The sequence below is a fragment of the Micromonospora sp. NPDC050200 genome (assembly GCF_040656135.1).
Taxonomy (GTDB): domain Bacteria; phylum Actinomycetota; class Actinomycetes; order Mycobacteriales; family Micromonosporaceae; genus Micromonospora.
Genome location: NZ_JBFALG010000048.1, coordinates 1 through 18,269, shown reverse-complemented (window position 1 = coordinate 18,269; position 18,269 = coordinate 1). Strand labels below are relative to the sequence as shown.

The window sequence follows — 18,269 nt, the reverse complement described above, 5'->3', positions numbered from 1 at the left end:
ACCGGCAACGGACGGCGAACATGAGGTGAACGTCGGCGAACATCGATCAATTGAGGATGATTGCGCTGGCATGATCGTCCGGTGCGTTACCGCGTGCTCGGACCGGTGGCGGTGGACCGCGACGGCGTGTCCCTGCCGCTGGGTGGCCCGAAGCCCCGGGCCGTGCTGGCGGCTCTGCTGCTGGAGGCCGGCCGGGTGGTCTCCGAGGAGCGCCTCATCGCCCTGGTCTGGGGGGACGACCCGCCGCCGACCGTGCGGGGCCAGCTTCAGGTGCACGTCTCCGGCCTGCGCAAGCTTCTGGGCGCCGACCGGATCGTGCGGCGCCCGCCCGGCTATCTCATCGACGTATGCCCCGGCGAGCTGGACCTCGACGACTTCACCGAGGCGGTCGAGCAGGCCCGGCGTACCGGAGCCGGGGACGCGGCGCGGCTGGCCGATGGGCTGCGCTCGGCGCTGGCGATGTGGTCCGGGCCGGTCGTGGGCGGCACGCCGGAGTCACTGCTGAGCCGGGTGGCCCCGGCGCTGCGAGAGCGCCGGTCGGCCGTGCTGGAGGAGCTGTTCGAGGCGGAGATCGCCGCCGGGCGGCACGCCGAGGTGGTCGGTGAGCTGGTGCAGGCGACCCGGGACCACCCCTTCCGGGAGGGTCTGCACGGGCTGCTGATGACCGCCCTGCACCGGGCCGGGCGCACCGCCGAGGCGCTGGAGGTCTACGCGGCGCTCCGCGACGGGCTGGCCGACGAGCTGGGCGTCGAGCCGGGTGCCCAACTGCAGGAGGTACGGCTGCAGGTCCTGCAGGGCACGCCGGCTACGGACGACGCCTCCCCGATTCCGCGCCAGCTTCCGGCCGACCTGCTCAGCTTCGCCGGGCGGGCCGAGCCGCTGGCCCGTCTCGACGCGCTGCTCGGCGACGCCGGCGCATCGGTCCGCATCGCCGCGGTCGTGGGCACGGCGGGCGTCGGCAAGACGACCCTCGCGGTGCACTGGTCCCATCGTGTGCGGCACCTCTTCCCCGACGGACAGCTCTACGTGAACCTGCGCGGGTTCGACACCGGCGGCGGCGAGGTCGAGCCGGCCGAGGCCGTCCGAGGCTTCCTCGACGCATTCGCCGTGCCGCCCGAGCGTCTCGGGTTCAGCGTCGAGGCACAGGTGGGCCTGTACCGCAGCATCATCGCGGGCAAGCGAGTCCTGATCGTGCTGGACAACGCCCGTGACGCCGAGCAGATCCGCCCTCTGCTTCCCGGGACGTCCGGCTGCTTCGTGGTGGTGACCAGCCGCGCCGACCTCACCGGCCTGGTTGCCGCCGAGGGCGCGTACCAGACGCGACTGGATCTTCCGTCCGACGACGAGGCGCGGGAGATGCTGGTGCGCCGGCTCGGCGCCGCCCGGGTCGCCGCCGAGAGCGAGGCAGTGCGCGCGATCATCACCGCCTCGGCGCGGCTGCCGCTGGCCCTGGCCGTCGTCGCCGCCCGCGCGGCCAACCACCCGGACTTCCCGCTCACCGCGATCGCCGGGGAGCTGACCGACCGGGCGGACGTGCTGGACCTGTTCGACGGCGGCGCCCCCGGCACCGACCTGCGCGCGGTGCTGCACGCCTCGTACCAGATGCTCGGACCCGACGCCGCGCGGGTCTTCCGCCTGCTGAGCCTGCACCCCGGGCCGGACGTTACCGTGCCCGCCGTGGCCGGCCTCGCCGGTCTTCCCCGGCGGCAGGCCCGCCGCGCCGTCGTCGAGCTGACCCGGGCCAACCTGCTGACCGAGCGGGTCCTCGGCCGCTACACCTTCCACGACCTGCTTCGCGGGTACGCGGCGGAACTCGCCGACGATGAGAGCGAGCATGAGCTCCACGCGGCGCGGCAGCGCCTGCTCGACCACTACCTGCACACCGCACTCGCCGCCGACCGACTGCTGAACCCGCAGCGCGACCCCATCACGCCGCTGCCGCCCGGTCCCGGCGTGGCACCGGAGGAGTTTCCCGGTCATCAGCAGGCGATGGCGTGGTTCACGGCCGAGTACGCGGCCCTGGTCGACCTGATCGAGCGGGCGGCCGGCGACTTCCCCACCCACGCCTGGCAGCTGGCATGGACGCTCGCCACCTTCTTCGACCGGCAGGGGCACTGGGACGACTACGTCGCGTCGCACCTCGCCGCCCTGGAGGCCGCGCGCCGGCTCGGCGACCACAGCGGCCAGGCGCACACCCACCGCAACCTCGCCCGGGCGTACACGCGGCTGACCCGGTACGCGGACGCCGACGCCCAGCTGCGCCAGGCACTCGCCCTCTACCAGCAGATCGGCGACCGTACCGGGCGGGCGGAGGTGCACGGCAACCTGTCCTGGCTGCTCGAGAAGCAGAACCGGAACCTGGAGGCGCTCGCCCAGTCCCAGCAGGCGCTGGCGCTCTACCGGCAGCTCGGCGACGCGACGATGCAGGCCAACGCCTTGAACACGGTCGGCTGGCAATATGCCCTGCTCGGCCGCTACGAACGGGCGATCAAGCACTGCGGACAGGCGCTGGAGCTGCTGGCGGCCGCCGGCGACCGCTTCGGCGGGGCCGTCACCTGGGACAGCCTCGGCTACGTCCACCAGCGGCGCGGCGACCACGCGCAGGCCGTCGAGGCGTACGAGCGCGCGCTCGGGGTCTTCCGCGAGCTGGGCGACCGTACGAACGAGACCAAGACCCTGGTCCAGCTGGGCGACACGTTCCGGGCCGCCGGCGACCAGGATCGCGCCCGCGCCGCCTGGCTCCGGGCCGCCACCATGCTCGACGACCTGGGCCTGTCCAAGGCGGCAGAGGTACACGCCCGACTTCGCGGCGACTTCACGATGATTCCGTAGCGAAGATCGAGCGCGGATTCAACCGGTCGTCGCAACACGAGGTTGTTGGAGCGATCGTAGGTGTTCGTCGAGGCTTCGGCTGGTGTCTTCCAGCGGGCGAGCGCCTCGTAGAGCGCCGAGATGCGTACCCAGTCGGTTCCCCCGGCGGCCCGTTCCCGGCCGCGTGGCGATGCTGCCCGCGTACGCACCCTCTACAGGCATCAGCTAGGTTTCACACCAATCACCACAAATAGGATTTGTTGCCGCTACTGGCCACGATCTTGGGCGTTCGGGCTGGTTGACAATGAGGCAGGGACATAAAGAATCAAGGGCGTATATTTGATCTAGACCGAGGGGCCCTGTGATGTCGGGTTCAGCCGGTACGTGCGGTGACGGTGCCGCGCGGTTCCCCCGGTTGGCTTCGCCGGCCTTTGTGGGTCGTGCCAGGGAGCTGACCGCGTTGGCGCAGGCGATGGCGCAGTCCTCGGCTCTGGTCTTGGTCGAGGGAGAGGCCGGGATCGGTAAGAGTCGTCTGGTGCTGGAGTTTCTGGCGTCTCCGGCGGTGCGGGCGCGGCGGGTTCTGGTCGCGGTGTGTCCGCCGTTTCGTGAGCCGGACACGCTTGGCCCGTTGTTGGATGCGATACGGCAGGCGACCGAAACGGTTGCGGGTCTTGGGCTGAGCGCGCTGGCTGGGACGCTGCGCCCATTCTTTCCCGAGTGGGCAGCGGACCTGCCGCCACCGCCGGAACCGCTCGATGACCCGCGTGCGGCGCGGCACCGGTTGTTCCGCGCGTTGGTGGAGCTGCTGGACCGGCTACGCATCGCAGTACTGGTTCTAGAGGACGCGCATTGGGCGGATGAGGCCACCGTGGAGTTCCTGCTGTTCCTCGTCACGCGTCCGGTTGCCCGGTACAGCTCTCGCCCAGGGCTGCTCGTTACGTACCGGCCGGAGGACCTGCCCGCGGATACGCCGGTGGTGCGGCTGTCCTCGCGGCGGCCTGCGGGGTTCCATTACCCTGTCACCGAGCCTGAGCTGGGCTTTCTACGCGGCTCGTTCGTACTCGTTGATGAGTCCGCCGAGGACGGGTCTGCGTTTGATCCGCTCTTTGGACAGGTCGATGACGGGTCGGTCGGACTGTGGGGGCTGTAACTGCAGGGCGCGATGGGGACGCCGCCCGTTGTAGTGCCTTGCGTACTCGTCGAGTGTTCGGCGTAGGTGCCGTTCACCGTAGATGAGCATCTGGTCGGTGACCTCGCTGCGGGCGGTGAGCACGAATCGTTCCGCGTAGGCGTTGGCTCGCGGGCTGCGTGGTGGGATCTTGTACGCGGTGATGCCGGCATCGGCCAGCACGGTGTCGAAGGGCGCGGTGAACTGACCGGCCCGGTCCCGGATGAGGACATTGAACCGGTCGGCGCGCTCGCCCAGATCCATCAGCAAGTTGCGAGCCTGTTGGATGGTCCAGGCGCCGTCGGGGTGGGCGGTGACGCCGAGGATGTGCACGTACCGGCTGCCGACCTCGATCACGAAGAACACGTACAGGCGTTGGAGGGTGAGCGCGCAGTCCACGTGGAAGAAATCACAAGCGAGGACGGTCGACGCCTGGGTGCGCAGGAAGCGTCGCCAGGTGGTGTGATCATGGCGTAGCGGCGCTGGTGGTATGCCCAGCCGTTTGAGGATTCGGCGGATGGTGGATGCGCCGACGCGGTGACCGAGGCCGAGTAGCTCACCTTGGATGCGCTGGTAGCCCCAGCCGGGATTGTCCCGGGCCATCTGTTCAACCAGAGCGGCCACCTGCGGGTCGACCGGTGGGCGTCCGGGCCGATGACGGTAGGTCCAGTGGCGAGCGACCAGCCGCCGGTGCCAACGTAGGACGGTGGCTGGGGTGACGAGCCGATGCGCCTTCAATGGCCGAGGTAGGAGCTTGATCAGGGCGGCGAGTATCGCTCGGTCGGCCCAGTCCAGACGCGGCGTGGGGTTCTGCCGTCGAAGGATCGCGTTTTCGTGACGGAGCACCAGGATCTCGGCATCTTTGGCCGCGTCGGTCCGGCTGAGGAGGGCCAGCCAGCCGGCAATCCGGCAGAACACGAGGTAGATCAGGCGGGGCGACACAAGTATCGATGGTGGCCGACATGTTCGCTGCCAGGCAATACGGCCGGCCAGGTCAGCTGCGGTGGCAGGGTTTCGGAACCCCACAGGGCGAGCTGCGCGGCGTAGGACGGTGCCTCGACCAGGGGGCGAAGTCTGGTACCGCCACGTGCCACCCGGCCGCTTCGAGGTGCGGCCGCAGGGCGTCCCACATCGCCGGGGTGAGGAGCGGACTGTGGACGAGGAGCATCGTCGGTTCGACGAGCACAGTCCCATCTTGGTACATCCGGTGTAACCGGAGGCCAAACCGGGCTACTGGTGACTTCGCCGGCTGGGCTACATGCAGTGACAGGGCACGACCTTGTCCCATCCGGGGGCGTCCGGTCCGGTCCAGTGGGCGCTGGGGTTGATGATCACCACATCAATCATCGAGCGTCGATTCTGTTGCCTGGCGGTCCGGCTGCCCTCTGTGGGTCCGCCTCCTAATTAGATAGTGCGCTTGTCGTCGCTGTTTGGAGCGTCCCTCATCGCCTACCTTGAGGCCACGCCAATTTGGGCTAGCGCCGTTGACGTGGTGTTGCTACCCGTCCTCGCCAACGTAGGCGCGCAGCGCCTCGTAGGTCGTCGGCAGGCCGTGTTGGCGGAGCGGACCGGCCGGGCCCGACGGGCCGAACACGTGCGGATTCTGCGTGAGCCAGAGGACCACTGCCCGCTGCGCCGCCGTCAGTTCCTCGAAGGTGCGGCCGTGGTCCGAATCCATGTGCGGAAACGCGTAATCCAGCACCACGTTGAAATGGTTGTGCCAGTTCGACGCGGGTTGGTCGGCCAGTACCGCGGCAACAAGGTCCGAACGCACCTGCTCAGCCACCGGCCCGGCGACGCGGTCGAGCACTTCGAGTGCCACATCGGCGGGGTGGGCTTCCCAGATGGTCGGCTCGGTGTTCCGTTTACGGATGATCGCCCACGAGCGGAGTTCGGCTACTGCAGAGTTCGGTGCCCCTTCCCCTGCCAGGAGCGCCCACGCCAGAGCAGCCGACCACTTCAGGTGGGAATCTGTGCTTGCAAGCTGTCGGTCGAGCAGGTCTGCCACAGGCTGTGTACACGGACCGCCGACGAGTCCCAGGGCGACGAGCGCGGCTCCCGCTATCCGCAGTGGCTGCTGGTCGTCTGAGGCGATTTCGAGGAGTCCGGGGCGGATGCCGTCCTTCTCCTCCGGGATCCAGGCCAAGGCCTGGATCGCTTCGCCGGTCACCTCGGCGTCGGAGTCTGCCAGGCAGTTCAGCAGCACCGGGACGCCGGCCCGGACGGCGTCGTACGCGGCGAGCTCATGCCGGGTCTCCAGCAGGCGCCGCTCGGCCTTGGCCAGCGGCATGGGCTGTCTCTGCCCCGTGCTGACGACGTCGTGCCAGTTCTTCATCGCTTGCGACCAGCGCTGCCAGGTCTCCTCGGGGACTTGGGCCACGGCGTTCCGCAATTCGGTGACCGGAAAGCCGGTGGCCAGGTGGTAGTGCCCGTAACCGACAGCGAGGCTGGAGAGCAGGTGAATGACTTCGTGTCGGGCTGGCGCGGTGGGGTCGGCCACCAGTTCCAGCAGGAACGGGACTGTGTATGCAGTGGCCTCGTAGCGGCTGCCCTGGTGGAAGATGTTGCCGTACAGCTCGTACATCGCCGCGCTGCGGACCTCGCCGTCGGCCGACCGCAGGTCACGGATGAGGCCGGGCACGTCCTCAGCGCTGCCGTATGCGTGCGTCAACGACGCCCAGTCGATGCTGTTCAGGTCAAGTTGCACGCGGCGGATTCTCCACTATGCGAGCGCAGCGTGGGTGCTGGCGGCAACCGCGGCCGGCATCCTCGCCGCCGGTTGGGACCAGATCGCGACCAACACCGTCACGCCGCCGGCAGCTATCGCGGCCGAGGCTGCCGCTGGCGCGTGGCTGAAGGAGCTACTGGGGATCCCGGCGTCGGCATCGGTCGGGTTCGTCACAGGCTGCCAAGCGGCCAACACCGCCGGGCTCGCCGCTGCCAGCCACCAAGTGTTGGCGGATGTGGGTTGGGACGCCGACCGCAACGCCAACATCATCGACTTCTACCTTTACCTGGCCGCAGGCTTCGTCACAGTCCGTCAACTCATCCGTCGCGCCCGTACCCTCTACCGCTGGGACACCCGACCCACCACCCGCAGGCTCACGTAACACCAATTGCCGGTCGCTCTAAATCTGAGACGGGGATGATCAGCTACTCAGTGCGACCGCTGCCTTGCCGGCCGGAACGATGTTGCCAGTTCCACGGCGAAGTCCCGGATGCGGGCGGGTACCCCGTCGCGCATCCAGGCAGCGTAGAGGTCGAAGGTCAGGGGCTTGCCGCCGGCGTCGAGGAGTTGATGTCGTCGCAGGGCGAAGCCGCGTAGGTCGGCGGTATCGCCGAAGACGGCGACTCCGAGCCCTGCTTCGGCTATCGCCGCCAGCGTCTGTCCTGCGCTGCACTCGTAGACCACGTTGATTTGGATGCCGGCGGCGTCCATCGCCCGCATCAGCAGGCCTGTCGACGGGAAGCTTTCTCCGTTGACCAGCAACCTCTCGTCGGCGAGGTCGACCACGCTGACCGGGCCATCGGTGCCCGACATCCGGTGCTCGGGCGGGAACAGTGCGATCACCTGCACAGTGGTGATGTGGAGAGAGTCGAGGGACGGCGAGATCGGGCTGGAGATGATGGCGACGTCGCAGTCGCCGTTCTCCAGCCTCGAGTGGAGCCGCCGTTCGCTGTCCTCGATCGCGGTGACGTGGATGTCTGGATGGTCCGGAATCCATCGCGACAAAAAGGGCGCAAGAATCGTGCGTGCCGACGTGGCGGTGGCGCCGAGCCGTAACGTGCTGGATCCGGGGGTGGACACGTCGTGGCGCAGGTCAGCCATCGCCGTCAAGACCCGTCGTGCGGCGGAGAGCAGCACCTCACCGTGGGTGGTCACCTGAACGCCGCGAGGTCCGCGCTCCAGGAGCGGGACCCCGAGTTGCCCCTCCAGCCGGGCGATCGAACGGGACATCGTCGGCTGAGAGGTGAACATCTGGCTCGCCGCCGACCGGAAGCTTCCGGATCGTGCGACGGCCATGAAGACCCGTAGATCCTCCAGCCGTATCGCCTCCGGCCGGAGCTCGTCGTGGCCATTGGGTGATACAAGTTCCGGATCACTCATGCCGAGAGTGTAGAACTCCTGGTTCATCTGGCTGCATAGGTTCTCCGTCAACACCCCTGAGTGAAGTAGGGCACATGACGAACTCGCCAAGCCGGCAGATCGCCAGCGCGGACGTCGCGGTACTGGGCGGCGGCATCATCGGAAGCGCGGTGGCGCGCACACTCGTACGTCGTGGCGTGGACGTCGTGCTGGTCGAGGGCACCGGCCTCGGCGCCGGCACGTCGACCCGCTGCGACGGCAACGTGCTGGTGCAGACCAAGCACGACGAGCTGACGGTACGCCTCACCCAGCGAAGCATTGAGGATTACCACCGCTGGGCCAGCGAGCTGAGCGTCGACATCCGGTTCGAACAGCAGGGCAGCCTCGTCTTCTTCACCGATCCAGGTCAGGTCGAGCAGGCGCAGAACCGACTGGAATGGCTGCGGGCCGCCGGGGTGAAGGCCGACTACATCGGTCCGGCGGAGGTTCGCGACCGCGAGCCGGCCCTGCGGGGTGACCTGGTCGGGGCGATCGACTGTTACGACGACGCATCGGTGTATCCGCCCGCGGTGATCGCCGGGCTGGTGCAGGATGCGCGCCGTCACAGCTGCCGGGTGCTGACCGGTGCGGACGCGCGGCGACTCGTCATCGGTCGACAGGGCCGGGTCGAGGGCGTGGAGACCAGCCGCGGACTGGTGGCCGCCCCGGTCGTCGTGAACGCCATGGGTGTGTGGTCACCGCAGCTGGACACCTCCGGCCAGGTCGTACTGCCCGTGCGGCCCCGGCAGGGCGTCCTGATCGTGACCGAGGCCGCGCCGGGCCTGGTCCGGCGTGCGGTCACCGAGGCTGTCTACATGGCGAACCGGGCCGGAGCGGGAGACGGGGCCCAGGCCGAGGTCGCTTTCGTGGCCGAACCCACCTATCGGGGCAACATCCTGCTCGGTAGCAGCCGGCGGTTCTGCGGTTACGACACGACCGTGGACGGCGGGATCTTCGCCGCGATCGTGACCCGGGCGGCCCATTTCATGCCTGATCTGGCGCGGCTGCAGCTGATTCGATCATTTGCTGGGCTGAGGCCCTGGACCCCGGACAACAAGCCGGTCATCGGCGCCGCGAGCGAGCTGCCCGGATACATCCTCGCCACCGGGCACGAGGGCGAGGGGATCGGACTGGCGCCGATCACGGCCGAGTTGGTGGCCGCCTGCGTGTTGGGCAGTGTGCCGGACAGCCTGCATGCCGAAGCGCTCGAAGCGTTCAGCCCGGACCGCCTCGCCCAGCAGAGCCAGAGGAGGGCTCGGTGACCTCACCACGTTTCCCCTCCGCTTCTAGGGCCGTGCCGCCGGCCACGTCCGTGCTGCTTGACGGAGCGTTGACCGACGTGCCGGCAGGGGTGTCGATCGCCGCCGCCCTGGCCCTCGCCGGGCGCCGCGCGTTGCGGACCAGCCGGCCGAGCGGTGAACCCCGTGCGGTCTTCTGCGGGATGGGTAGCTGCCATGAGTGTCTCGTCACGGTCGACGGGATCAGGGGCGTCCGTGCCTGCATCACTCCGGTCGCTCCCGGGATGCGGATCGACACACAGGTCAAGGAGCTGTCCGATGAGCATCGCTAGGAGCGAGTGGGCGGGGGACGTACTCGTCGTCGGCGCGGGGCCCGCTGGCCTCGCCGTCGCGGCCGAACTCGCCGGGCAGGGCTTGAGCGTCCTGCTCGCCGACGAGAACCAGCGCCCCGGCGGCCAAATCGGCCGGCAGCGTTTTCTCCGCTCGTCGCAGGCCGGACCCGATGCGGCCGGACATCACGACCCGATGCTCCACCCCGGGATCACCTACCGGCCCGGGACCGTCTGCCACGGCTTCCGTGACGGTCAGCAGGCGTTCCTCACCACGCCGGCCGGGCCGATGATTACCCGGACGCGCGCGGTGGTGCTGGCCACCGGTGCAGCCGAGCGGGTGATTCCGGTCCCCGGATGGACGCTCCCCGGCGTCATGACCGTCGGCGCGGCCCAGGCGTTCCTCAAAGGTAGCGGCCTTTTCCCCTACCGCCGGGTGGTCGTGGCGGGAACGGGCCCACTGCTGCTCGCGGCCGCGTCCCAGCTGGTCTCGGCGGGCGTCCAGGTGGTGCGCGTGGTCGAGGCAGCCTGTCCGGGCCTGTCCCGGTGGCGGGATGCCGCGCGGCTTGTCGCCGGCGCACCGTTGCTGGCGCAGGGTGCCGGCCACCTCCTGTCCCTTGCCCGGGCAGGGGTGTTCCCCAGGACGGGCGTGGGTGTGCAGGAGATTGTGGGGGAGGACCAGGTACGCGGCGCCCGGCTGCGGCGGTTGCGGCGTGACTGGTCGTTCGCCGACGCGCCGCCGGAGCTGGTGGAGTGTGACGCAGTCCTGCTGAGCCACGGCTTTTCCTCGGTCACGGACCTGGCGTCCCAGCTCGGGGCGGACATCGAATGGGACCAGCAGCGCCAGAGTTGGCGGCCGGTGCGGGATCAGGGCCTTCGTACCACGGCGGCGAACGTCTGGGCCGTCGGGGACTGTGCCGGAGTCGGCGGCGCGCAGTTGGCGGAACTCGAGGGGCGACTGGCCGGCTTGCTGATCGCCGCGGACCTGACGGGCCGGCCGGTCCGGGAACGCCGGGTCCGCGTGCTACGCCGCCGGATCGCCAGGCTGGAAGTGTTCCGCCGGGGAATGGACATGCTGTTCGCCCCCGGGACGGGAATCAGCGGCTGGCATGACGGGTCCACGCAGGTGTGCCGCTGTCAGGAGTCGACAAGGGCGGACATCGACCGGGCACTCGACGATGGTGTCGAGGACCTGCACGGATTGAAGCTGTGGACCCGGGCGGGTATGGGTCCTTGCCAGGGGCGCGTGTGCGGGCCCGTCCTGACCGCCATTCTCGCCAGTCGGGGATGTGACGTCAGCCAGCTGGCCCCGCCGAGAGCCCGCTTCCCGGTGCGCCCGCTCTCGGTCGCCGCCGTCTGCGACGCCGCAGAATCCTGCCCGCCCAGTACTCGCAAAGGAATGCCATGAACACGTTCGGACTTTTGATCAACGGCAAGGAGATCGAGGCCAGCGCGGGCGCGCACTTCGCCAGCTATGACCCCGCCACCGGGGAGGTGGTCGGGCAGTTTGCCCGGGCGCGGGCGGCCGATGTGATGGCGGCCGTCTCGTCAGCGCGGGCGGCGTACGAGGACGTCTGGCGTGACGTCTCGGCAACGGAACGTGGCCGGCTATTGCAGGAGGTGGCGCGCCGAATCCGGAGCCAGGCGGAACGGTTGGCGATCGACGAGGCCCGTGACTGTGGGAAAGTTCTGTCTCAGGCACGAAACGACGTGGCTGTGGCAGTCCGGTACTTCGAGTTCTTCGGCAGCGTCGCCACAGCTCTGCACGGTGAGCAGATTCCCGTCGGACCTGACGTCATCGACTTCACGGTCCGTGAGCCCTACGGGGTCTGTGCGCAGATCAACGCCTGGAACTTCCCGCTGAACATGGCCGCTCGTAGCCTCGCGGCCGCGCTGGCGGCGGGCAACACGGTGGTGCTCAAGACGCCGGAGTTGGCGCCGTACAACACGGCCGTCCTGGGGCGGATCGTCACCGAGGCCGGGCTGCCGCCCGGCGTGGTCAACATCGTGCACGGCTACGGCGGTGAGGCTGGTGCTGCGTTGAGCGGACACCCTGACGTGGACCTGGTGACCTTCACCGGTTCGATCGAGACCGGCCGCACGGTCGCGGCGAGTGCGGCCGCGAACATCACCCCATGTGTCCTTGAACTGGGGGGGAAGTCGCCGACGGTGGTGTTTCCCGACGCCGACCTCGACGAGGTCGCCGGGCGGCTCGCACGCGGGTTTGTGGAGGCCAACGGGCAGAGCTGTGACCTGCCGTCGCTGGCCGTTGTGCACACCGATGTCCATGACGAATTTGTGGACCGGCTGGTGCGACGGGTGGAGAAGTTCACGGTGGGGCCGGCCGGGGAGGACCCCGATGTGGGTGCCCTCATCAGCGAGGCGCAGCGCGCACGCGTCGAGGGGTACCTCACCGCCGCGGTCGAGCAGGGCGCCCGGGTCGTTGCCGGAGGGGGTCGCCCCAGCCGGGCCGATCTCGGCTCTGGCTGGTATGTCGAGCCCACGGTGCTCGTGGACGTGACCCCAGGAATGACGGTGGCATCCGAGGAGATCTTCGGCCCGGTGCTCTGCGTCGTGAAGTTTGCCACGGAGGACGAGGCCGTCGCGATCGCGAACGGCACGGCCTACGGCCTGGCCGCGTTCGTCTGGACGCGCGATCTCGGGCGCGGCGTGCGGCTGACCCGCCGGATCCAGGCGGGTCAGGTCTACCTCAACTGCTTTACCAGCGGTGATTCGGTCATGATCCCGTTCGGCGGCTTCAAGAGCAGCGGCTACGGACGGGAGAAGGGCTTCGAGGCGCTCCGCACCTATACGCAGGTGAAAAACATCTGTATTTTCGCTCGATGATTACATAACCGAAACTTCCGGAGGAAAAGTGACTTTCATGAGGAGAGCGTTTGCATTCCTCGCCGCCGGGCTGATGATGATCGGCGCCGTCGGCTGCACCGCGGGTCCACAGGCGGCGGCGTCGGGAGACAGCGGCCTGGCCAAGGTGCAGTCGTCCAAGCAGCTCCGTTACGGCGTGATCGTGGGAGAGGAGCCCGGCTTCATCAAGGACGCGAATGGTGAGTGGCATGGCTACCTGGCCGACACCGCCCAGGAGATCGCCAAGGAACTCGGGCTCAAGCCGGTCCCGGTCGAGACGACCTGGGGAAACATGGCCCTGGACCTGAAGACCAACAAGATCGACCTGGCCATCGGCGCGCAGCCGACCGGGAAGCGCTCCCTGGTGGTCGACTACACGACCCATCCGATCTACACCAACTACTTCAGCCTCATCGTGGCCGGCTCAAAGCGCGACTTGTCCAAGTGGGCCCAGCTGAACAGCAAGGACGTGAAGATCGGAGCGCAGACCGGCGACTCCACGCTGCAGCCCATCCAGCGCTTCGCTCCCACCGCCCAGACGGTGATGTTCGACAGCCGCGACAAGGGCCTGCTCGCCCTGCAGGCGGGTCGGACCGACGCCCAGGCGAACACACTGCTCAACTCACTGATGGCGGTCAAGTCCCGCACGGATCTCAACGCGCATGTCGTCGTGCCTGAGCCGCTGGTAGCCGCACCGAGCGCCGTGATGGTGGCACGCAGCGCCGACCAGGCACTGCTCCACGCCGTCGACGCCGTCGTGTGGAACCTCAACGCGTCCGGATTTGTGCGATCTTCGATCATGAAATACCTCGCCGAGTACGGAATCACCGAGGCGGATTTGCCGGAGAACGCCGTCCTCTGACCCGATCGACAACTGAGTCCGCTGACGGAAACCGCCCTCGCGCCACGGGTGCAGCGGTAAACAGTATTCCCGTGACGCCGGCCAGTCATCGATAAGAAGAAAGGAGAATTGCGTGGGTTACGATTGGCAGTGGAGTGCGATCACTGACAACTGGCACCTGCTCGTCAGCGGGCTTTGGCTGACCATTTTCTACACCGCCACCTCCGCCGTGCTCGGACTGCTCATGGGCAGCTTCCTGGCCATGGGTAGGCTCTCCGCCCGGCTGTGGTTGCGGATACCGGCAACCATGGTGCTGGAAGTCCTCCGCGGCGTCCCGCTGCTGGTGCTGCTCGTCTGGATCTACTACGCGTTGCCGCTGTTCAGCGGTCTCTCCATCTCAGCGCCGGTCGCCTCGGTCATGGCCCTGAGCCTGTACGGGGCCGCGTACTACGGCGAGATCGTGCGCGGTGGGATCCTGTCGATCGACCCGGGCCAGACCGACGCCGGGCTGTCGCTCGGCATGACGTACGGCGAGCGAATGCGGCGCGTCGTCCTGCCGCAAGCGTTCCGGCGGATGGTTCCGCCGCTGGTCAACCAGAGCATCATTCAACTCAAGAACACGTCCCTGGTCTCGGTGCTGACCGTGGCGGAACTGACGTACCAGGCGCAGCAGATCAGTTCATCGACGTACCGGTCGCTTGAGATCTACACCACGGTGGCGTTCCTGTATCTCGCCATGGTGATCCCATCGTCGATGCTGGCTCGCCGGCTCGAGGTGAAGAACAGGCGGTTCGGTGCGGCGAAAAGGCGAACGCTGAAGCCGGAGAAGCAGAAGGCAGGTGTATTCGCGTGAACTCGACGCCATCTCCCGTCCTGAGCGTCACAGGGCTGGAAAAGTCGTACGGGGATCGTAAGGTCCTGGACGGCATATCCCTCGACGTCAATTCCGGCGAAACACTGGTGCTCATCGGAGCCAGCGGATCCGGAAAGAGCACCCTCCTGCGTTGCATGGGTCTGCTCGACCCGTTCGAGGCGGGTGCGGTGTCGCTGCACGGCGAGGTCCTCGCCATCGGGGGCAGCCACCGGCGGCACGAATCGCGGGCCGAGGCCCGCCGCCGGGCCAACTTCGGCTTCGTGTTCCAGCAATTCAACCTGTTCGGGCACCGGACGGCGCTGGAGAACGTGATGGAGGGCCCGCGGGTCGTCCGCGGCATGGACAAGGCCGCGGCGCGCAAACTGAGCATCGAGCTGCTGGAACGGGTCGGAGTCGGGCACCGGCTGCACGCGGCCGTACCCGAGATGTCCGGAGGCGAACAACAGCGGGTGGCGATCGCCCGCGCGATGGCGATGGAGCCCCAGTGCCTGTTGCTCGACGAACCGACCTCCGCCCTCGACCCCGAACTGGTGGCCGAGGTCCTCGATGTCGTCGCGCAACTGTCCCATGAGGGAACGACGATGGTGATCGTCACGCATGAGATGGGCTTCGCGTACGAGGCCGCCGACCGGGTCGTCTTCATGTGCAACGGCACAGTGCATGAACAGGGACCAGCCAGGGCCGTGCTGGAGTCGCCGTCCTCGACCGCGCTCAAGTCCTTCCTGCGCCGGTTCCACTACTCCTCGTTCCCGTCCACCCAGCCTGGCGGCGCCTCGCTGGTGCCCGCACACGACCCGCACTAGAGGAGCCGTCGATGAGCACATCAGCATTCGGATCCGTCATCACCGCGATGGTCAGCCCCTTCGACGACGAGCACCGGCTCGATCTCGACACCGCGCATGAACTCGCCCAGTGGTTGACCAGGCCGGGGTGGAACGACGGCCTGGTCGTCAACGGGACGACCGGTGAGTCGACCACCACCACGGACCACGAGAAGCAACAGCTGATCGAGGTCGTGGTCCAGGCGGTCGCCGGCCGGGCGAAGGTGATCGCCGGGGTGGGTACCAGCGACACCCGACACAGCATCGAGCTGGCTCGGGCGGCCGAAGCCGCGGGTGCGGACGGATTGCTCGTCGTCACGCCGTACTACTCCAGGCCGTCACAGGACGGGATCCTGCAGCACCTGCGGGCGATCGGCGACAGCACGACACTTCCGATCATGTTGTACGACATCCCCAAACGGGCCGGGGTCGCCCTCGAGCCGTCGACTCTGGCGGCCGCCGGCGAACACGAGCGGATCGTGGCGCTGAAGGACGCCAAGGGCGACCTGGAGTCGGCCTCCTGGGTCATCAGCCACACAGACCTGGCCGTGTACTCCGGGGACGACGCTCTGAATCTGCCACTGCTGTCAGTCGGTGCCGTCGGATTCGTGAGCGTCGTGGGCCACGTGGCCGCCGGCGAGTTGCGCGACCTGCTTGACGCCTACACAGCCGGGGACGTGGCGCGGGCCCGTCTGCTGCATCAACGGCTGCTCCCGATCTACCAGGGGATGTTCCTGGCCCCCGGGGCCGCGTCCGCCAAGGCCGCGCTCGCCACGATGGGCATGGGCAACGGGCAGGTCCGCCCGCCGCTGGTAGGCCTGAGCCAGCAGGAGCGGAACCTACTGGTCAAAGCGCTCACGGAGGCCGACTGCTCGCCGGCGCTGGTGGTGTAGCGAGGTGCCGGATGTCGGATCGGAGCAATCTCCACTACCGGTCGCTGTCTTCGGCGCGTACGGGCGGATGGGTGCCCTGGTGTGCCGCGCCATCGAGGCGAGCCCGGACCTGCAGTTGGTGGCGGCGCTCGGGAGAGGTGATCTCCGCGAGCGAGCAAAGCCGGCGTCCGTGGTTGTCGACTTCACCCACCCCGACGCGGTGATGGGGAACGCGACGTGGGCGCTCGAAAACGGCAAGCACCTCGTTATCGGGACGACGGGATTCGATGAGGCGCGCCTGTCGGCCCTGCGTACCTGGTTGGATGCCACCGAGCCACGTCTTGGCACGTTCGTCGTGCCGAACTTCAGTCTCAGCGCGCTACTCGCCACTCGCTTCGCGGCGATGGCGGCGCCGTACTTCACGTCGGTCGAGATCTTCGATTTCAGTCACGAGAAGAAGGCCGAGGCACCCTCTGGCACTGCCACAGAGACGGCACGGGCGATCGCGCAGGCACGGGCCGCGGCGGGCTCGCCACCCGCCACCCCGGACCTGCCCCCACCGGAGGCGGCGGGCGCCCTGGTCGAGGGCGTGCCCGTCCACTCGGTACGGATGCAGGGGCTCGTGTTCCATCAAACGGTGCTCTTTGCAAGCGGCGGTGAAGTGCTGCGACTGAGGTTCGACGCGCATGATCGTGTGGCGTACGTTCCGGGGGTTCTACGGGCGGTACGGGTGGTCGGAAAAACCCCGGGACTGCACCTGGGCCTCGGCTCCCTGTATGACCTCGGCCTCCTCTGACGCCCGTCAGCCCCGTGCCCAACGTGGGCTGCGGGTTGGCCGCTGACAAGGCATACGGCTCGCGGGTCCACCGGGAACACTTGCGCCAGCACGGCATCAAGGCCACCATTTCCATCAATACCGATCAATCAACCGGCCGGCGCGGGAAGGAATCGAAAGGCGGCCGGCCCCGACCTTCGACCGTCAGATCTACCAACGCCTGTGCCTGCCGAAATTCATCCGCGCAGGTCACGCGGCGTGTTGGTACTCGTGCAGGATGCCGCCGAGGCGGTCGCGTCGGCGGACGGCCAGGCTCGACCCTTCCCGGTTCGGTGATCGGCGTGGGGAGCGGACGCAACGGACGGGTGTTGGCGATGCCCTGGTGCGGCCTGTGCTGGTTGTAGTGGCGCTCGAACTCGTGGAGGGCGTGCAGCAAGTGGTGCTGGCTCCAGATCAGGGTGCGGTCGAGCAATTCGCGGCGGCATGTCTGCACCCACCGTTCCATGATCGCGTTCATGTGGGTCATCCTCACAGCGGTGAGGATGACCTCGATGCCAGCGTCGGACAGGATGGTGTCGAACAGGGCGGCCGGCCTCGGTGTGCCGTGGGGGTCGCCGGTGCCGAGGAACGACAGTCTGGGTCGCGAACGCGCGGCGTGTCGGCGGGCGAGCAGGTCCCGATGCCAACGCAGAACGGTGTCCGCACATACCAGCAGCCGCAGCTGACGCAGCGTCTGCCGTTGCAGTGGGTGCAGTAGCGCGGCCATCAGGGCCCGGTCGGTGGGCATGAGCTGGACCCGTTGACCATCGAGCTGCCGTCGCAGCACATCGACCTGGTGACGCAGCGCAAGGATCTCCACGTCCTTTTCCCGGTCGCTGGCCGGCAGCAGGCGTAGCAGGGCGAACGTGTGGGACATCGTTAGGTAGGCCAATCGCAGCAGCAGGTTCGGTCATCATGCCCGGGGGAGCAGTATGCCTGCCGAAACGTACCGCCAGACCCCGTTGACCTTCACGTACGTCTCATCGACGAACCAGCGGTCTCCCGGTGAGTGACGGCACAACCGGGCGGCGTCGGCCAGCAGTGGGGTGAACCGCTGCACCCACCGGAACACGGTGACGTGGTCGACCTCGACCCCACGTTCGGCCAGCAGTTCCTCAACGTCGCGGTAGGAGAGGTTGAACCGTAGGTACCAGCGCACCGCGAGAACGATCACCTCGGGTGGGAACCGGAGCCCGGCGAACGCCGACCTCGGCGGTGACCAGGACCGAACGCGAGACGATGACCTCACTGGTCCAGCCTGACCGTACCGATCAAGCCGTGTTCGATCTTGCTCGCGCCCAACGCAACAGAGCCCGGCTACGCGCCACGCTGGCGCGGCGAGGTGGGACACGGCGAGAGCCGCCGCCCGCTCCCCACGCGGCGGCAATTTCGGGATCGTGACGATTACCTGCGTCTGCGGATCTCCTCGGCGGCCTGCGGCACGACCTTGAACAGGTCGCCCACCACGCCGAAGTCGGCCAGCTCGAAGATCGGGGCCTCGCCGTCCTTG

The 18,269-nt window shown here is 68.3% G+C and carries 15 protein-coding genes and 3 pseudogenes; 12 read left to right on the top strand and 6 right to left on the bottom strand.

All coding sequences use genetic code 11. The annotated features are described in order from the left end of the window. Nucleotides 1–81 precede the first annotated feature (81 nt). Nucleotides 82–2,832 (top strand): BTAD domain-containing putative transcriptional regulator, encoded by a 2,751-nt coding sequence (locus tag AB0I41_RS26070; RefSeq protein ID WP_357112630.1) that lies wholly within the window; start codon nucleotides 82–84, stop codon nucleotides 2,830–2,832. Between the two features lie 343 nt (nucleotides 2,833–3,175). Further along, entirely contained in the window at nucleotides 3,176–3,961 is a 786-nt protein-coding gene (locus tag AB0I41_RS26065) for an AAA family ATPase (protein ID WP_357112628.1), read from the top strand. Here AB0I41_RS26065 and AB0I41_RS26060 read toward each other — a convergent pair. Further along, entirely contained in the window at nucleotides 3,854–4,921 is a 1,068-nt protein-coding gene (locus tag AB0I41_RS26060) for an integrase core domain-containing protein (RefSeq protein WP_357112625.1), read from the bottom strand. The two genes, AB0I41_RS26065 and AB0I41_RS26060, sit on opposite strands and share 108 nt — an antisense overlap. Nucleotides 4,922–5,477: 556 nt before the next feature. After that, the gene (locus AB0I41_RS26055; RefSeq protein WP_357112622.1) at nucleotides 5,478–6,686 is read right to left on the bottom strand and encodes a hypothetical protein; all 1,209 of its coding nucleotides are present in this window, start codon (nucleotides 6,684–6,686) and stop codon (nucleotides 5,478–5,480) included. A gap of 271 nt (nucleotides 6,687–6,957) precedes the next feature. Between AB0I41_RS26055 and AB0I41_RS26050 the strand changes: the two are divergent. Then, nucleotides 6,958–7,089: pseudogene (locus AB0I41_RS26050) on the top strand (IS5/IS1182 family transposase); the annotation flags it as partial. Between the two features lie 47 nt (nucleotides 7,090–7,136). Here AB0I41_RS26050 and AB0I41_RS26045 read toward each other — a convergent pair. Further along, nucleotides 7,137–8,087, bottom strand: a complete 951-nt coding sequence (locus AB0I41_RS26045) for a LysR family transcriptional regulator (protein WP_357112619.1) — start codon at nucleotides 8,085–8,087, stop codon at nucleotides 7,137–7,139. 74 nt (nucleotides 8,088–8,161) lie between these two features. Here AB0I41_RS26045 and AB0I41_RS26040 point away from each other — a divergent pair, with 74 nt between their 5' ends. From AB0I41_RS26040 to dapB, 9 genes are all read left to right on the top strand, one after another. Beyond that, nucleotides 8,162–9,367: an FAD-dependent oxidoreductase gene (locus AB0I41_RS26040; protein WP_357112616.1), complete on the top strand. Its 1,206-nt coding sequence runs from the start codon at nucleotides 8,162–8,164 to the stop codon at nucleotides 9,365–9,367. Continuing rightward, nucleotides 9,364–9,675, top strand: coding sequence for a (2Fe-2S)-binding protein (locus AB0I41_RS26035; RefSeq protein WP_357112613.1), 312 nt, complete (start codon nucleotides 9,364–9,366; stop codon nucleotides 9,673–9,675). Before AB0I41_RS26040 ends, AB0I41_RS26035 begins: the two co-directional genes overlap by 4 nt. Beyond that, the gene (locus AB0I41_RS26030) at nucleotides 9,560–11,080 is read left to right on the top strand and encodes an NAD(P)/FAD-dependent oxidoreductase (RefSeq protein WP_357112610.1); all 1,521 of its coding nucleotides are present in this window, start codon (nucleotides 9,560–9,562) and stop codon (nucleotides 11,078–11,080) included. Before AB0I41_RS26035 ends, AB0I41_RS26030 begins: the two co-directional genes overlap by 116 nt. Further along, nucleotides 11,077–12,519 (top strand): aldehyde dehydrogenase family protein, encoded by a 1,443-nt coding sequence (locus AB0I41_RS26025; protein WP_357112608.1) that lies wholly within the window; start codon nucleotides 11,077–11,079, stop codon nucleotides 12,517–12,519. The genes AB0I41_RS26030 and AB0I41_RS26025 overlap by 4 nt, the downstream gene beginning before the upstream one ends. 37 nt (nucleotides 12,520–12,556) lie before the next feature. After that, nucleotides 12,557–13,399 carry a transporter substrate-binding domain-containing protein gene (locus tag AB0I41_RS26020; protein WP_357112674.1) on the top strand — a complete coding sequence of 281 codons (843 nt, stop codon included), beginning with the start codon at nucleotides 12,557–12,559 and terminating at the stop codon, nucleotides 13,397–13,399. Between the two features lie 112 nt (nucleotides 13,400–13,511). Further along, the gene (locus AB0I41_RS26015; RefSeq protein WP_357112605.1) at nucleotides 13,512–14,231 is read left to right on the top strand and encodes an amino acid ABC transporter permease; all 720 of its coding nucleotides are present in this window, start codon (nucleotides 13,512–13,514) and stop codon (nucleotides 14,229–14,231) included. Then, the gene (locus tag AB0I41_RS26010) at nucleotides 14,228–15,055 is read left to right on the top strand and encodes an amino acid ABC transporter ATP-binding protein (protein WP_357112602.1); all 828 of its coding nucleotides are present in this window, start codon (nucleotides 14,228–14,230) and stop codon (nucleotides 15,053–15,055) included. The genes AB0I41_RS26015 and AB0I41_RS26010 overlap by 4 nt, the downstream gene beginning before the upstream one ends. A gap of 11 nt (nucleotides 15,056–15,066) precedes the next feature. Then, complete coding sequence (gene dapA / locus AB0I41_RS26005; protein ID WP_357112599.1) at nucleotides 15,067–15,966, top strand: 4-hydroxy-tetrahydrodipicolinate synthase; 900 nt, start codon at nucleotides 15,067–15,069, stop codon at nucleotides 15,964–15,966. Nucleotides 15,967–15,970: 4 nt separating this feature from the next. Continuing rightward, nucleotides 15,971–16,741, top strand: a complete 771-nt coding sequence (gene dapB / locus AB0I41_RS26000; RefSeq protein WP_357112597.1) for a 4-hydroxy-tetrahydrodipicolinate reductase — start codon at nucleotides 15,971–15,973, stop codon at nucleotides 16,739–16,741. 124 nt (nucleotides 16,742–16,865) lie between these two features. On the opposite strand, the gene AB0I41_RS25995 is transcribed toward dapB, so the two are convergent. The 3 genes and pseudogenes from AB0I41_RS25995 to AB0I41_RS25985 form a co-directional block, all read right to left on the bottom strand. Further along, nucleotides 16,866–17,636: an integrase core domain-containing protein gene (locus AB0I41_RS25995; protein WP_357112595.1), complete on the bottom strand. Its 771-nt coding sequence runs from the start codon at nucleotides 17,634–17,636 to the stop codon at nucleotides 16,866–16,868. Between the two features lie 66 nt (nucleotides 17,637–17,702). Further along, nucleotides 17,703–18,008: pseudogene (locus tag AB0I41_RS25990) on the bottom strand (hypothetical protein); the annotation flags it as partial. 155 nt (nucleotides 18,009–18,163) lie between these two features. Continuing rightward, nucleotides 18,164–18,269 (bottom strand): annotated as a pseudogene (locus AB0I41_RS25985) (electron transfer flavoprotein subunit alpha/FixB family protein); the annotation flags it as partial.

Excerpts from the sequence above, each read along its gene's own strand:
- AB0I41_RS26065 (WP_357112628.1), top strand. The coding sequence starts at position 3,176 with ATGTCGGGTTCAGCCGGTACGTGCGGTGACGGTGCCGCGCGGTTCCCC.
- AB0I41_RS26045 (WP_357112619.1), bottom strand. The coding sequence starts at position 8,087 with ATGAGTGATCCGGAACTTGTATCACCCAATGGCCACGACGAGCTCCGG.
- AB0I41_RS26040 (WP_357112616.1), top strand. The coding sequence starts at position 8,162 with ATGACGAACTCGCCAAGCCGGCAGATCGCCAGCGCGGACGTCGCGGTA.
- AB0I41_RS26030 (WP_357112610.1), top strand. The coding sequence starts at position 9,560 with ATGAGTGTCTCGTCACGGTCGACGGGATCAGGGGCGTCCGTGCCTGCA.
- AB0I41_RS26025 (WP_357112608.1), top strand. The coding sequence starts at position 11,077 with ATGAACACGTTCGGACTTTTGATCAACGGCAAGGAGATCGAGGCCAGC.
- AB0I41_RS26020 (WP_357112674.1), top strand. The coding sequence starts at position 12,557 with ATGAGGAGAGCGTTTGCATTCCTCGCCGCCGGGCTGATGATGATCGGC.
- dapA (WP_357112599.1), top strand. The coding sequence starts at position 15,067 with ATGAGCACATCAGCATTCGGATCCGTCATCACCGCGATGGTCAGCCCC.
- AB0I41_RS25995 (WP_357112595.1), bottom strand. The coding sequence starts at position 17,636 with ATGTCCCACACGTTCGCCCTGCTACGCCTGCTGCCGGCCAGCGACCGG.